Source organism: Cronobacter malonaticus LMG 23826 (assembly GCF_001277215.2).
GTDB classification, from domain to species: domain Bacteria; phylum Pseudomonadota; class Gammaproteobacteria; order Enterobacterales; family Enterobacteriaceae; genus Cronobacter; species Cronobacter malonaticus.
The window spans coordinates 2,237,835-2,251,963 of sequence record NZ_CP013940.1 but is presented as its reverse complement, the minus strand read 5'-3'; the positions used below and the strand labels follow the sequence as shown (position 1 = coordinate 2,251,963).

The 14,129-nt window shown below is 60.0% G+C and carries 12 protein-coding genes; 6 read left to right on the top strand and 6 right to left on the bottom strand.

Annotated elements, in window-relative coordinates; all coding sequences use genetic code 11:
- The first annotated feature begins 1 nt into the window (after position 1).
- Complete coding sequence (gene fdhF / locus AFK66_RS10665; RefSeq protein ID WP_080645147.1) at positions 2 to 2,149, top strand: formate dehydrogenase subunit alpha; 2,148 nt, start codon at positions 2 to 4, stop codon at positions 2,147 to 2,149.
- 40 nt (positions 2,150 to 2,189) lie between these two features.
- Here fdhF and AFK66_RS10660 read toward each other — a convergent pair whose 3' ends face one another.
- Entirely contained in the window at positions 2,190 to 3,101 is a 912-nt protein-coding gene (locus AFK66_RS10660) for a LysR family transcriptional regulator (protein WP_023898871.1), read from the bottom strand.
- A gap of 125 nt (positions 3,102 to 3,226) precedes the next feature.
- On the opposite strand from AFK66_RS10660, the gene AFK66_RS10655 reads away from it, so the two are divergent.
- Positions 3,227 to 4,609 (top strand): MFS transporter, encoded by a 1,383-nt coding sequence (locus tag AFK66_RS10655; protein ID WP_032986236.1) that lies wholly within the window; start codon positions 3,227 to 3,229, stop codon positions 4,607 to 4,609.
- Positions 4,610 to 4,737: 128 nt separating this feature from the next.
- Positions 4,738 to 4,956: a hypothetical protein gene (locus AFK66_RS10650; RefSeq protein ID WP_007783879.1), complete on the top strand. Its 219-nt coding sequence runs from the start codon at positions 4,738 to 4,740 to the stop codon at positions 4,954 to 4,956.
- Between the two features lie 43 nt (positions 4,957 to 4,999).
- Here AFK66_RS10650 and iraP read toward each other — a convergent pair whose 3' ends face one another.
- The gene (gene iraP, locus AFK66_RS10645) at positions 5,000 to 5,344 is read right to left on the bottom strand and encodes an anti-adapter protein IraP (RefSeq protein WP_007783882.1); all 345 of its coding nucleotides are present in this window, start codon (positions 5,342 to 5,344) and stop codon (positions 5,000 to 5,002) included.
- A 324-nt stretch (positions 5,345 to 5,668) separates the two neighbouring features.
- Between iraP and AFK66_RS10640 the strand changes: the two genes are divergently transcribed.
- Positions 5,669 to 6,070 carry a GFA family protein gene (locus AFK66_RS10640; RefSeq protein ID WP_197344821.1) on the top strand — a complete coding sequence of 134 codons (402 nt, stop codon included), beginning with the start codon at positions 5,669 to 5,671 and terminating at the stop codon, positions 6,068 to 6,070.
- A 28-nt stretch (positions 6,071 to 6,098) separates the two neighbouring features.
- Here the strand turns inward: AFK66_RS10640 and AFK66_RS10635 are convergent, their stop codons facing one another.
- Entirely contained in the window at positions 6,099 to 6,935 is an 837-nt protein-coding gene (locus tag AFK66_RS10635; RefSeq protein WP_007783887.1) for an MBL fold metallo-hydrolase, read from the bottom strand.
- A 134-nt stretch (positions 6,936 to 7,069) separates the two neighbouring features.
- Between AFK66_RS10635 and AFK66_RS10630 the strand changes: the two genes are divergently transcribed.
- Positions 7,070 to 7,957, top strand: coding sequence for a LysR substrate-binding domain-containing protein (locus tag AFK66_RS10630; protein ID WP_007783891.1), 888 nt, complete (start codon positions 7,070 to 7,072; stop codon positions 7,955 to 7,957).
- Between the two features lie 76 nt (positions 7,958 to 8,033).
- Here AFK66_RS10630 and betA read toward each other — a convergent pair whose 3' ends face one another.
- From betA to betI, 3 genes are read right to left on the bottom strand one after another with little or no spacing between them, the layout of a single operon-like run.
- Positions 8,034 to 9,713, bottom strand: coding sequence for a choline dehydrogenase (gene betA / locus AFK66_RS10625; protein WP_023898867.1), 1,680 nt, complete (start codon positions 9,711 to 9,713; stop codon positions 8,034 to 8,036).
- 26 nt (positions 9,714 to 9,739) lie between these two features.
- On the bottom strand, positions 9,740 to 11,212 hold the full coding sequence (gene betB, locus AFK66_RS10620; RefSeq protein WP_032983313.1) for a betaine-aldehyde dehydrogenase: 1,473 nt from the start codon (positions 11,210 to 11,212) through the stop codon (positions 9,740 to 9,742).
- Positions 11,212 to 11,820 (bottom strand): transcriptional regulator BetI, encoded by a 609-nt coding sequence (betI, locus tag AFK66_RS10615; RefSeq protein ID WP_004387948.1) that lies wholly within the window; start codon positions 11,818 to 11,820, stop codon positions 11,212 to 11,214. Before betI ends, betB begins: the two co-directional genes overlap by 1 nt.
- Positions 11,821 to 12,072: 252 nt before the next feature.
- Between betI and AFK66_RS10610 the strand changes: the two genes are divergently transcribed.
- The gene (locus tag AFK66_RS10610; RefSeq protein WP_023898863.1) at positions 12,073 to 14,103 is read left to right on the top strand and encodes a choline transporter; all 2,031 of its coding nucleotides are present in this window, start codon (positions 12,073 to 12,075) and stop codon (positions 14,101 to 14,103) included.
- Positions 14,104 to 14,129 lie beyond the last annotated feature (26 nt).

Here is a 14,129-nt window from a genome sequence, read left to right as displayed (position 1 = left end):
GATGAAAAAAGTCGTTACGGTTTGCCCCTATTGCGCGTCGGGTTGCAAAATCAACCTGATCGTCGATAACGGCAAGGTCGTTAAGGCGGAAGCGGCAATGGGGAAAACCAATCAGGGCGATTTATGCCTGAAAGGCTATTACGGCTGGGATTTTATTAATGATACCCAGATCCTCACCCCGCGCCTGAAAACGCCAATGATCCGCCGCAGCCGCGGCGGCCGGCTGGAAGCGGTGTCCTGGGAGGAAGCGCTGGATTATGTGGCGCAGCGCCTTGGCGACATCAAAGCCAAATATGGGCCGGATGCCATCATGACGACCGGCTCCTCACGCGGTACCGGCAACGAAACCAACTATGTGATGCAAAAATTTGCCCGCGCGGCGATCGGCACGAATAACGTCGATTGCTGCGCGCGCGTCTGACACGGCCCCTCGGTTGCAGGTCTGCACCAGTCGGTCGGTAACGGCGCCATGAGCAACTCCATCACTGGCATTGAAAATACCGATTTAGTCTTTGTATTTGGGTACAACCCGGCGGATTCGCATCCGATCGTCGCTAATCGCGTGATCAAAGCGAAGAAAAACGGGGCGAAAATTATCGTCTGCGACCCGCGGAAAATCGAAACCGCGCGGATTGCGGATATGCATCTGGCGCTGAAAAACGGCTCCAACATCGCGCTGCTGAACGCGATGGGGCACGTGATTATCGAAGAAGATCTCTGGGATCACGCCTTTGTGTCGTCGCGTACCGAAGGTTTTGAAGAGTACTGCAAAATCGTTGAAGGCTATACGCCGGAGTCGGTGGAAGCCATCACCGGCGTCAGCGCTGAGGAGATCCGCGAAGCGGCGCGGATGTACGCCCGCGCGGAACGTGCGGCGATCCTCTGGGGCATGGGCGTGACGCAGTTTTACCAGGGCGTCGAAACGGTGCGTTCGCTGACCAGCCTCGCGCTGCTGACGGGTAACCTTGGCAAGCCGAGCGCGGGCGTCAACCCGGTGCGCGGGCAGAATAACGTACAGGGCGCGTGCGACATGGGCGCGCTGCCGGATACCTATCCAGGCTATCAGTATGTGAAATTCCCGGAACACCGCGAGAAGTTCGCCAAAGCCTGGGGCGTGCCGTCGCTGCCTGCGCATACCGGTTATCGCATCAGCGAATTGCCGCACCGCGCGGCGCATGGCGAAGTGCGCGCCGCGTACATCATGGGCGAAGATCCGCTGCAAACCGATGCCGAGCTCTCGGCGGTGCGCCAGGCGTTTGAGACGCTGGAACTGGTGATTGTGCAGGACATCTTCATGACCAAAACCGCGGCGGCGGCGGACGTGATTTTGCCTTCCACCTCCTGGGGCGAGCATGAAGGGGTCTACACGGCGGCGGATCGCGGCTTTCAGCGTTTCTTTAAAGCGGTAGAGCCGAAGTGGGATCTGAAAACCGACTGGCAGATCATCAGCGAGATCGCCACCCGGATGGGCTATCCGATGCATTACGACAACACCAAACAGATCTGGGATGAGCTGCGCGCGCTGTGCCCGGATTTTTATGGTGCCACCTACGAGAAAATGGGTGAGCTTGGCTACATCCAGTGGCCGTGCCGTGATGAATCAGAGGCCGATCAGGGCACCGATTACCTGTTTGAGAAGGAATTCTCCACGCCGAACGGGCTCGGGCAGTTCTTCACCTGCGACTGGGCGCCGCCGCTCGACCGGGTGAACGAGGAGTATCCACTGGTGCTCTCCACGGTACGCGAAGTGGGGCACTACTCCTGCCGCTCGATGACCGGCAACTGCGCCGCGCTGGCGGCGCTGGCGGATGAACCTGGCTACGCGCAAATCAACAGCGCCGACGCAAAACGCCTCGGCATCGAAGATGAAGCGCTGGTGTGGGTGGTGTCGCGCAAGGGCAAAGTGATCACCCGCGCGCAGGTGAGCGACAGGCCAAACAGAGGGGCGGTCTACATGACGTACCAGTGGTGGATCGGCGCCTGTAACGAGCTGGTGGCGGAGAACCTAAGCCCGATCACAAAAACGCCGGAGTATAAATATTGCGCCGTGCGGGTCGAGCCGATAGCGGATCAGCATGCCGCCGAGCAGTATGTGATTGACGAGTACAACGCCCTGAAAACCCGGCTGCGGGAGTCGGCGCAGGGTTAAATAACGAATCCCCCGCAAGGGGGATTTTTTTACGCCGCGTTCAGCCTTCCGGCATCCGCGCGCGGCATTCGGCCAGGACAAACTGGCGCAGCCAGCGGTGCGCCGGATCGGCATCGAGACGCGGATGCCACATCTGCGACACGGTAATCGGCCGGGTCGCCACAGGCAATTCAAACCACGTAAGCCCGGTATCGCCCGGCAGATTAATCAGAAACGAGGCGGGCACCAGTGCCACCAGATCGGTGCCGCGCGCGACGGCCAGCGCCGCCGGAAACCCCGGCACCACGGCGGCGATATTGCGTGAAAGCCCCAGTTGTGCGAGCGCGTCATCGACCGGCCCGGTAAACACGCCGCGCCGCGAGGCCGCCACATGGCTCCACGCGGTGTAATCTTCAGGCGTCACGTCACGCCCGGCGAGCGGATGGCCACTTCTCACCACGCCTACGAAGCGGTCGCGGAACAGCCGCTGCTGTTTGATCTCCGGCCCCATTTCACCCGGCACGCCTATTTCCAGATCCGCTTCGCCTTCACGCAGCGGCCGGTCGCTTTTTACAGGCTTTGGCGCAAAACGCAGGCGCACGCCGGGCGCGCACCGGGCGGCCGCGGCAATCAGCGCCGGGCCGAACGCCTCCACAAAGCCGTCGTTGGCGCGCAGGGTAAAGGTCTGCTGGTGGCTGACGATATCAAATTCCTGCGGCGCGGGACGCAGCACGGCGCGCGCGGCGAACACCGCGCCCTGGGTGCGCTCGCGAAGGGACTCAGCATAGGGCGTGAGCACCATCTGGCGTCCGGCGCGTACCAGCAGCGGATCGCCGGTGGCCTCGCGCAGACGGCTCAGCGTGCGGCTCATCGCCGACGCGCTTAAGTTCAGGCGACGCGCTGCCGCCGCCACGCTTTTCTCGGCGAGCAAGACATCCAGCGCGAACAGCAGATTTAAATCCGGGTCATTCATCGTCAGGCTCCGGGCGTCATCATGACAGATGGCGTTTCATGCAGGTTTATAGTGCAATCGTTGCGTCTTCCGCTATGTATCGCCGGAAAGTAGAGTGAACGCAAGCACACATTTTCGGAGTGACCATGACGTTATTTACTGACCTGCCCGGCGATGAAGGGCTGCCGGGGCGCGAGCGCGCGCTGGCGATGATCGCGGTGATGACCAGCACCACGATGGCCGTTTTTGACGGCGCGATGGTGAATATCGCGCTGCCGGAGATGGCGCATGCGCTGAATGCTACCGCGGCGCAGACCGTCTGGGTGGCGAACGGCTATCTGCTCTCGGCAGCGATGACGCTCGCGATCTTCGCCGCGCTGGCCGGGCGAATTGGTTTTCGCACGCTGTTTGCCGCGGGTGTCGGGCTGTTTACGCTCGCCTCACTTGGCTGCGCGCTCGCGCCGTCGCTCCCGTGGCTGGTCGGGATGCGTCTGTTACAGGGCGTGGGAGGGGCGGCGACGCTCAGCATCGCGCCCGCTATTTTGCGCACCATTTTCCCGAACCGGCTGCTCGGGCGCATTCTCGGCATGAACGCGCTGCTTATCGCCACCAGCACGGCCATCGCGCCGGTGCTGGGCGGCGCGCTGCTCGCCACGCTCGGTTGGCCCTGGCTGTTTGCGATTAATATCGCGCCGGGCGCGCTGGCGCTGTGTCTCGCGCTGTGCACCTTACCGGATGAGAAGCAGCCCGCGCGCGGGCCGTTTGACGTGCCGGGCGCGCTGCTCTCGGCGCTGATGCTGGGCGCGGCGGTGATGGCGTCAGACGCGCTGTCGCTTAAGGCGCTGACAGGCTTCGGCGCGCTGGCGCTGGTGGCGGGCCTGCTGTTCGCCTGGCGTTTAAAACGCGCGCCAGCACCGCTGTTGCCGCCGCAGCTTTTTGCGAACGCGCGGTTTTCGCTCGCGGCGCTGACCTCGCTGGCGTCGTTTGTGAGCCAGGGGATGACCTTCGTGGCGCTGCCGTTTCTGTTCCAGAGCGTGTACGGTTACAGCGCACTGCACGCCGCGCTGCTCTTCACCGCCTGGCCCGTCGGGATCATTCTGGTGGCGCCTCATGCAGGACGGCTTGCCGACCGCTATGCGCCGTCGGTTATCGCCACCGCGGGTCTTGCCCTCTTTGTGGTGGGGCTGGTGGCGCTGGCGCTACTGCCAGCGCACGCCGCCGCCTGGGATATCAGCCTGCGCGGATTGCTGTGCGGCATCGGGTTCGGCTGCTTTCAGAGCCCGAATAACCGCGAGATGCTGGCGGGCGCGCCGCGCGAACACAGCGGCTACGCCTCCGGCGTGCTGGCGATTATGCGCACCTTCGGCCAGTGCCTGGGCGCGGCGCTGGTGGGGGTTATCCTGACCGTCGGGGCAGCGCCTGCCAGTGGCGTCGCAGAGGCCGCAGGCGTGCGTTTCGCGCTGTGGATCGCCGCCGCCGCTTCGCTGCTGGCGCTGGCCTTTAGTCTCAGCAGGTTACGAAAGCGGTAGGGGCTGCGCGGGGCGTCTCTGGTTGCACCGCTCACCCGATTCCCCTGCCAGTAGGCGGGTTATAAAATCAGGCGCGCCCGCGCAGCCTGTGTTAAGGTCGATTTTTAATCAAACCAGAGGGCTGATAAATGCCAAAAAATGTCGTGACAATTTTGCCAGGCGGACAGGTTGAGCATGTGGCTGTGGAGGATGAGCTGCAGGTCATGCGGATCAGCGGAGAAAAGGGCGCCACGCTTGAGCTGCCGATTGAGAGTTATAAGCTCGACGGGGAGACATATCTGGTAGCACGGTTTTCCGGGCTAGTGAGCGATCAGGAAACCGAAAACGCGATCCGGCAGTTCTATTAATTCTTCGCTACGGGGGCCTGGCCCCCGTAGCGGTTATTCGCGGTCAGAATTGCTTATCGCTGGTGAGAGAGGATGAGAGTTTACGCAAGGCCTCAATATCCAGTTCCGGCTTCTCTTTATCCAGCACACAGGCAATCGATAACAGCTCGTTAAACTGGTTGAGTAATATTTCAGTATCCGATTTAAACGCGTTATCTTCTGCATCCAGCGCCGCATTGATGGCTTTTTTCACGCCTTCAATCATCTCTTCCATCCCACCGTTTTTCCCGATGGTCATTAGCATGGCGCTTAACAGCAATGCCTGCGCTTCTACCTGAGCCGTCAGAATTTTCGCTTCTGCATCCATTTTCGAGATTTTAGCAATCATGCTGTAAATCACATTATTCATGGCACTTCCTCCTTTTGCCTGTCCAGCATATCAGCGGGACGGGCACGGGCAATGTTGTGTAGTCTTAAATCAGCGCAGCGCGCCGCAAGAATGCTGAACGCAACGGCCTGTGCCTTGCGCGCAGGTGTGGTTCAGAGAAAGTCGTTAAAAGATGTCATTAAAAGAGAAAGGGTACCTATTATATATACGATAACAGGCTCGTCTGTCTGCATATTCACACGTAAAAGCGCGGGCGTAATCGCACAATAAATAGCGCGTTACGTCGTACGGGCCGCGCCTCTGAAAATATCTGTTTTTGGCAAGGAGATATACAGCGTGAAAAAAATGAATGGCCAGTGTCACTGCGGTACGGTGAAATTTACTGTGGAACTCACGGACGGGCTGAATACCGCCCGCCGCTGCAACTGCTCTTATTGCCGTATGCGCGGCGCCATTACGGTGTCGGCACCGCTCAATGGTATTACGGTGCTGGAAGGTAAGGAAAAACTGACAGAGTATCGTTTTAATACCCGCCAGGCCGCGCACTATTTCTGTTCGGTGTGCGGCATTTATACTTTTCACCAGCGGCGTTCAAACCCGGATCAATATGGCGTGAATGTGGCGTGCCTCGAAGGCGTTTCGCCCTTTGATTTTCCAGAAATCACCGTCACGGAAGGCATCCATCACCCGAACGACGGTGGTGGTGGCGTGGCTGGTTATTTACGCTACACGCCTGTTGAAAAGTGACGGCCTGCGCCTGAAAACAGCGGTGCCGTCAGGCCGGTATCAGGCGATAACCGTCGCCTGTCTGCTGCACATACGCGAAACCCTGGCGGCCTAAATGCATTCCTGCAATCAGCAACCTTTCGCGGGCGGCCTGCGCCAGCAGCGCCTGGCGCGTGATTTCAGCCTGCGCCGGATCGTTATCAAACGCGATAGTGACCGAGGGATGCGCCGTCTGGATAAACGGGTAGTGCACGATATCGCCCCAGATAAGCAGACTCTCTGCGCGTGAATCGATCCGCAAACCGGTATGGCCCGGCGTATGACCCGGCAGCGGGACAGGGCGCACGCCCGGCGCGATATCAGCGTCATCCGTAAAACGCAGGCGCGGCGCGTAACGCTCAAGCGTGCGGCGCGCCAGCAGGATATTGCGCTGCGTGCGCTCGTTTGCCGTCAGTAAGCGCGCCTCGTCGTGCCAGAAGGCCGACTCCGCAGGGTGCAGGCAAAGTGTGGCGTGCGGATAAGCTGGCTCGCCGTCTTCACGCAGCAGGCCGCCAAGATGATCCGGGTGGCCGTGCGTCAGGAACACGGTGTCGATATCCTCAGGCACGACGCCGGAGGCGCGCAGGGCAGCCGATAATCCTCCCCCGGCGTTATTCTTGCCGCCGGTTCCGGCGTCAACCAGCATGACGCGGCCGTGCCCACGGATAAGATAACCGCTGATGTCTATCGTAGCGGGCGGCGTAACGCCGTGGCTGCTCTGTATTTCGCCGGCGGCAGCCGCATCGATGCCCCCAAGCAACTCAAACCCCACGGCCATCGCGCCGTCGAAAAGCGCCGTAACCTGATAATCGCCAACCTGTCGTGACGAAAATGTATGACCTTCCATGTGAACCTCCGGTAAATACGCGCAATCTGTTGATTTTTCATCATGCTAACGGCTGCACATCGCCTTCTGAAGCGATACTATGTCACGCTTTGATGACTTTTCGTCACGGACTGGCGCATAAGGAGCGCGTATTCATGCGCAGAAAAATCCCCGGCAGCGCGTCGCTGCAGGCGTTCGAGGCGGCCGCTCGTCACGGTAATTTCGCGAGAGCCGCCGAAGAACTCGCGCTCACCGAAAGCGCCATCAGCCGCCAGATTGCGCGGCTGGAAGCACTGCTCGACTGCAAGCTGTTTGACCGCACGGGGAGTCGCGTCAGGCTTAACCCGACGGGCGCGCGCTACGCCGTGCGCGTGCGGGAAACGCTGGCGCGGCTCGATATGGACGCGCAGTACATCCGCGGCATCCCGGAGGGCGGACAGCATCTGGAGCTGGCGGCGCTGCCGACCTTCACCAGCCGCTGGCTGATCCCGCGCCTCGGCGGGTTCCGTGAGCGTCACCCGGACATCACGCTTAACATCGCCGCCCGGACTGAGCCGTTTATTCTGAGCGGCAGCGGCTTTGACGCCGCGCTGCATTTTGACCATCCGGCCTGGGCCGGAATGCGCGTCACGCGGCTGTTTGAAGAACGGCTACTGCCGGTGTGTCACCCGGCGCTGCTGACCACCGGGAACCTCAATACGCTGCCGCGCATTCACCGGCGGCAGAACCCGCAGGCGTGGCAGGAGTGGGCGAATGAAACCAGTACCGCGCTGGAAAACCCGGCGCAGGGCGTGCGTTACGACTTACACGAGATGGCGATCGCCGCCGCGCTGGCGGGACAGGGCGTGGCGCTGGTGCCGCGCAGGTATGTGGAAGATGAACTGGCGCGCGGCGCGCTGGTGGCACCGTGGCCGGAAGCGGTGAGCCTCAGCAAAACGTTCTGTCTGATAAAACCGGCGGAATCGGGTATGAACGATCCGGCGCTGGCGGCGTTCGAACAGTGGCTACTGGACGTGATGGCAGAGCAGGAAACGCATCCGTGACGTGATACGGGAATGGGTGGAAAGACGCTGGAGGGCGAAAAGCCGGTAAGCGGCGAGCTTACCGGCAAGGGAAGGGTTACGAACGCAGCGGTTCGCCGCGCACCGGGCGGTCGCCCGCCACAAAATAGCGGGCGGTGCTGCGCGGCAGCGGCGTGCGGCCACGGATGTTATCCGCGATTTTTTCGCCGATCATGATGGTGGTGGCGTTCAGGTTGCCGGTGATAATCAGCGGCATGATGGACGCATCCACCACACGCAGGCCTTCCAGTCCGTGCACGCGGCCTTCGCCATCCACAACGGCCATCTCATCGCTGCCCATTTTGCAGGTGCCGCACGGGTGATAGGCGGTCTCGGCGTGGTTGCGGACAAATTCATCAAGCTGTTCGTCAGTCTGGCAGTCGATGCCCGGGCTGATTTCCCGGCCGCGGAATTTATCCAGCGCGGGCTGGTTGATTATCTGGCGCGTGATGCGAATGGCGTCGCGAAACTCCTGCCAGTCCTGCTCGTGCGACATGTAGTTAAACAGGATCGCCGGATGCTGGCGCGGATCGCGCGATTTAATGCGTACGTGGCCGCGGCTCGGCGAGCGCATAGAACCGACGTGACACTGGAAACCGTGCGCTTCGACGGCGTTCGAGCCGTTGTAGTTTATCGCCACCGGCAGGAAGTGGTACTGAATGTTTGGCCAGGCGAACTCTTCACGGCTGCGGATAAACCCGCCGCCTTCAAAGTGGTTGCTGGCACCGATACCAGTGCCATTAAATAGCCACTCCGCGCCGATTTTCGGCTGATTCCACCATTTCAGTGCCGGGTAGAGCGAGACCGGCTCTTTACATTCGTACTGCAGATACATCTCCAGGTGGTCCTGCAGATTTTCGCCGACGCCCGGTAGATCATGCACCACCGGAATATCAAACTGTTTCAGCAGTTCCGCATTGCCGACGCCGGAGCGCTGGAGGATCTGCGGCGAGGCGATAGCACCCGCGCAGAGCAGCACTTCGCGGCGCGCATGAACTTCCTGCGGCGTGTTGCTGGCACCGTGAAGATACTCCACGCCCACCGCGCGTTTGTTCTCAAAAAGAATGCGGTCGGTTGTGGCATGGGTGATGATTTTCAGGTTCGGACGCTGCTTCGCGGTATCCAGATAGCCGCGCGCGGTGCTGGAGCGGCGTCCCTTCGGCGTGACGAAGCGATCCATCGGGCCGAAGCCTTCCTGCTGATAGCCGTTCAGATCGTCGGTACGCGGATAGCCCGCCTGCACGCCTGCTTCAATCATCGCCGCGAACAGCGGATTGTTACCCGGTTTGCAGGTGGTGATGCTGACCGGGCCGTCGCCGCCGTGGTAGTCGTTCGCGCCGATATCGCGCGTCTCCGACTTACGGTAGTAGGGCAGGCAGTCGAGATAGGTCCAGCGCTCAAGGCCAGGCTGCTGCGCCCAGTTGTCGAGATCCATCGCGTTGCCGCGGATATAACACATACCGTTAATCAGCGACGAGCCGCCGAGGCCCTTGCCGCGCCCGCACTCCATGCGGCGGTTGTTCATATACGGCTCAGGCTCGGTTTCATAGGCCCAGTTATAGCGTTTGCCCTGTAACGGGTACGCCAGCGCCGCCGGCATCTGCGTGCGGAAATCAAAACGATAGTCAGGACCACCCGCCTCCAGCAGTAATACAGTGACATCGCTGTCTTCGGTCAGTCTTGTTGCCAAAACATTCCCTGCGGATCCGGCTCCGATAATGATGTAATCAAATTCCATTAGTCGTTCCTCAGGTTAAAAGGGGATCAAAATACGGACTGAAAGCGGGTCATTTCGACCTGCACGGATTTCACCTGCGTGTAGTTTTGCAGGGTCATCAGCCCGTTCTCACGGCCAACGCCGGAGTGTTTGTAGCCGCCGACCGGCATCTCGGCTGCGGATTCGCCCCAGGTGTTGATCCAGCAAATCCCGGCTTCAATCTGATGAATCACGCGGTGCGCGCGGTTGAGATCCTGCGTGACGACGCCTGCGGCGAGGCCGTAATCGGTGGCGTTGGCGCGGCGAATCACTTCGTCTTCGCGCTCGTAAGTCAGAATCGACATCACCGGCCCGAAGATCTCTTCGCGCACGATGGTCATGTCATCGCGGCAGTCGGTAAAGACGGTCGGCTCAACCCACGCGCCGTTATCGAACCCGGCACCGGTCATACGTTTACCGCCGCACAGCACGCGCGCGCCTTCACGAATCCCGTTGTCGATGTAGCGCATGACGTTATCGCGGTGCGCGAAGCTCACCAGCGGGCCGAAGTTGGTGGCGGGATCGTTCACGTCGCCCGCTTTGATACGCGCCACGCGCGCGGCGATTTTCTCTTCAAACGCCGCCTGCCATTTCGCCGGGATAAACACGCGCGTGCCGTTGGTGCAGACCTGGCCTGAACTGTAGAAGTTGGCCATCATGGCGATATCGGCGGCGAGATCGAGATCCGCATCGTCAAAAATGATGAGCGGCGATTTACCGCCCAGCTCCATCGTCACGTCTTTCAGCGTCGAGCCCGCCGCGTTCGCCATCACTTTTTTGCCGCTGGCGACGCCGCCGGTGAACGAGACTTTATCGATGCCCGGATGTTCGGTCAGCAGTTGCCCGGTGACCGCGCCGCTGCCGTTAAGCACGTTAAAGACGCCGTCCGGCACGCCCGCTTCGGTGTAAATTTCCGCAAGCTTAAGCGCGGTAAGCGGCGTCACTTCGCTCGGCTTGAAAATCATGGCGTTGCCGGCGGCGAGCGCCGGGGCGGATTTCCACAGCGCAATCTGGATCGGGTAATTCCACGCGCCGATGCCCGCCACCACGCCAAGCGGCTCGCGGCGGGTATAGACGAAAGAGGTTTCGCGCAGCGGGATCTGCTGCCCTTCGAGCGAGGGGATAAGCCCGGCGTAGTACTCCAGCACGTCGGCGCCGGTGACGATATCGACCGCCTGGGTTTCGCTCAGCGGTTTACCGGTGTCGAGCGTTTCCAGCGCGGCCAGTTCGTCATTGCGCTCGCGCAGGATATCGACCGCACGACGCAGGATGCGCGAGCGCTCCATCGCGGTCATGGTCGCCCAGATTTTCTGGCCTTTGCGGGCCGCTTCCACAGCGCTGTCGACATCGGCCTTGCCTGCTTCATGCACCTCGGCGAGCACGTCGCCGTTTGCCGGGTTAATGGTCCGGAAGGTGTTACCCGCGGCGGAGGGTACATATTTGCCGTCAATATAAAGCGGCTGTTCTGCGAATCGGGACATCATTCCTCCTTCTCATGGGGTGCTGCGCCAGCCAGTTGCTGGCGGATGAATTGGGTGGTAAGCGTGCGGGCGGTCTCCAGATTGAACGGCTGGCCGCTGAGTGCTGCGCGCAGCCACAGGCCATCAATGAGCGACGCCAGCCCATGCGCCGCCAGCCGCGCCTGTTCGCGCGGCAGCTCGCGGCGAAACTCCGCGGCGAGCGTTGAAAACAGGCGGCGGCTGCTGACGCGCTCAAGCCGCCCGAGCTGCGGCTGATGCATGCTGCTGGCCCAGAAATCGAGCCACGCTTTCATCGCCGCGCTGTGCACCTGGGTGTCATCGAAGTTGCCTTCAACAATTGCCAGCAGGCGCGCCTCGGTGCTGGCCTGGGCGAGCGGTCTGAGACGGGCGGCGACGGCATCGCGAAGCTGGCGAGTGATGTCGCGCATCGTCGCTTCGAGCAGGCCGTTTTTGTCCTTAAAGTAGTGGCTGATAATGCCCGCTGACACGCCTGCCCGGCGCGCAATCTGCGCAATGGTGGCGTCGTTGATTCCAACGTCATTGATGGTGCTTAACGTTGCATCGATTAATTGCCTGCGCCGTATCGGCTGCATTCCTACTTTGGGCATAACCCGGACTCCGCTTCACCACGTTGTTAATATCTATTAGAACTTTTTTTGATTGGACGTTCAATATAAAAAAAGAAATTGTTAAGATACTGTGATTGATTTGTCGCAAAAGCGGAGCGGTACGCTACGCTAAAAGGCGATTAATCACCGCTATGAACTATTGGAAAGGAGAAGAGACGCGCCTTGCGGGGCGAAGAATAAGAAACACGCTAACACTTTCATTTTTGACAGGATATTAACCAGAGGTAACCGATGACTAATCCACCTGCCAGTGAAAAAAACAGAATCAACCCCGTGGTGTTTTACACCTCAGCCGCGCTGATTCTGACTTTTTCACTGGTCACTATCTTCTTCAGTGAGCTGTCTGCGGCATGGATCCAGACGGCGGTTAACTGGGTCTCGGCGACGTTTGGCTGGTATTACATGCTGGCCGCCACGCTCTACATCGTTTTCGTTATTTTCATGGCCTGCTCGCGCTATGGCGATATTAAACTCGGGCCTGAACAGTCAAAACCCGAATTCAGCCTGCTGAGCTGGTCGGCGATGCTGTTTGCCGCAGGCATCGGTATCGACCTGATGTTTTTCTCGGTGGCCGAGCCGGTCACGCAGTATATGCAGCCGCCGACAGGGGCAGGGGAAACCATCGAAGCCGCGCGCCAGGCGATGGTCTGGACGCTGTTTCACTATGGTCTGACGGGCTGGTCAATGTACGCGCTGATGGGCATTGCGCTCGGCTACTTTAGTTATCGCTATAACCTGCCGCTGACTATCCGCTCCGCGCTGTACCCGATTTTCGGCAAGCGCATTAACGGACCTATCGGCCACACCGTCGATATCGCGGCGGTGATCGGCACCATTTTCGGCATCGCGACGACGCTTGGCATCGGGGTGGTGCAGCTTAACTACGGCCTGAAAGTGCTGTTCGATATCCCGGAAGGGCTGACGGCGCAGATGGCGTTGATTGTGCTGTCGGTGATTATCGCCACCATTTCGGTGACGTCGGGCGTCGATAAAGGTATTCGTTTTCTTTCGGAGCTGAACGTTATCCTGGCGCTGGGGCTTATCCTGTTTGTGCTCTTCATGGGCAAAACGGATTTTCTGCTGAACGCGCTGGTGCTCAATATTGGCGATTACATCAACCGTTTTATGGGGATGACGCTCAATACCTTCGCCTTTGATATGCCGCGCCAGTGGATGAACAGCTGGACGCTCTTTTTCTGGGCCTGGTGGGTGGCGTGGTCGCCGTTTGTCGGGCTATTCCTGGCGCGTATTTCGCGCGGACGCACCATTCGCCAGTTCGTGCTCGGCACGCTGATTATTCCGTTTACCTTTACGCTGCTGTGGCTCTCGGTGTTCGGCAACGCGGCGCTGTATGAGATCATTCACGGCGACGCAGGCTTTGCGCAGGAAGTTATCGCTCACGCCGAACGCGGCTTCTACAGCCTGCTGGCGGAGTATCCGGCGTTTAAACTGAGCGCGTCGGTTGCGACCATCACCGGCATGCTGTTTTATGTGACGTCCGCCGATTCCGGCTCGCTGGTGCTCGCGAACTTCACGTCGAAGCTGAAAGACATTAACAGCGACGCCTCGAACTGGCTGCGTATTTTCTGGTCGGTCGCCATCGGGGTGCTGACGATGGGGATGCTGATGACCAACGGCATCTCGGCGCTGCAGAACACGACGGTTATCATGGGGCTGCCGTTCAGCTTCGTCATTTTCTTCATCATGGCCGGGCTGTATAAATCGCTGAAGGTGGAAGACCACCGTCGCGCCAGCGCCAGCCGCGATACGGCGCCGTATATTCCGTCGGGCAACGACCGCCTGAGCTGGAAAAAACGCCTGTCACGCCTGATGAATTATCCGGGAACGCGCTATACCCAGCAGATGATGGAAACCGTGATTTTTCCGGCGATGGAAGATGTGGCGAAAGAGCTGGAACTGCGCGGTGGCCGCGTGACGCTGAGAAAAGTGGCGCCGGAAGACGAGACGCCGCTGGGGTATCTGGATCTGCGCGTGCATCTTGGCGAGGAGCAGGATTTTATTTATCAGGTGTGGCCGCAGCAATATTCGGTGCCGGGCTTTACCTACCGCGCCCGCCGCGGGAAATCGCACTATTTCCGCCTGGAAACCTTCCTGCTGGAGGGCAGCCAGGGCAATGATCTGATGGATTACAACAAAGAGCAGGTGATTATCGATATCCTCGACCAGTACGAGCGTCACCTGAACTTTATTCATCTTCATCGCGAAGCGCCGGGCAATAATCTGGTGTTCCCGGAGGTGTAAAAGGAGTGAGGCCACGCGAGTGGCCT

What these genes read in the sequence shown, in the direction of transcription:
- AFK66_RS10660 (WP_023898871.1), bottom strand. Translation starts at nt 3,101, where the DNA reads ATGAATGACCCGGATTTAAATCTGCTGTTCGCGCTGGATGTCTTGCTC.
- AFK66_RS10655 (WP_032986236.1), top strand. Translation starts at nt 3,227, where the DNA reads ATGACGTTATTTACTGACCTGCCCGGCGATGAAGGGCTGCCGGGGCGC.
- AFK66_RS10650 (WP_007783879.1), top strand. Translation starts at nt 4,738, where the DNA reads ATGCCAAAAAATGTCGTGACAATTTTGCCAGGCGGACAGGTTGAGCAT.
- iraP (WP_007783882.1), bottom strand. Translation starts at nt 5,344, where the DNA reads ATGAATAATGTGATTTACAGCATGATTGCTAAAATCTCGAAAATGGAT.
- AFK66_RS10640 (WP_197344821.1), top strand. Translation starts at nt 5,669, where the DNA reads ATGAATGGCCAGTGTCACTGCGGTACGGTGAAATTTACTGTGGAACTC.
- AFK66_RS10635 (WP_007783887.1), bottom strand. Translation starts at nt 6,935, where the DNA reads ATGGAAGGTCATACATTTTCGTCACGACAGGTTGGCGATTATCAGGTT.
- AFK66_RS10630 (WP_007783891.1), top strand. Translation starts at nt 7,070, where the DNA reads ATGCGCAGAAAAATCCCCGGCAGCGCGTCGCTGCAGGCGTTCGAGGCG.
- betA (WP_023898867.1), bottom strand. Translation starts at nt 9,713, where the DNA reads ATGGAATTTGATTACATCATTATCGGAGCCGGATCCGCAGGGAATGTT.
- betB (WP_032983313.1), bottom strand. Translation starts at nt 11,212, where the DNA reads ATGTCCCGATTCGCAGAACAGCCGCTTTATATTGACGGCAAATATGTA.
- betI (WP_004387948.1), bottom strand. Translation starts at nt 11,820, where the DNA reads ATGCCCAAAGTAGGAATGCAGCCGATACGGCGCAGGCAATTAATCGAT.
- AFK66_RS10610 (WP_023898863.1), top strand. Translation starts at nt 12,073, where the DNA reads ATGACTAATCCACCTGCCAGTGAAAAAAACAGAATCAACCCCGTGGTG.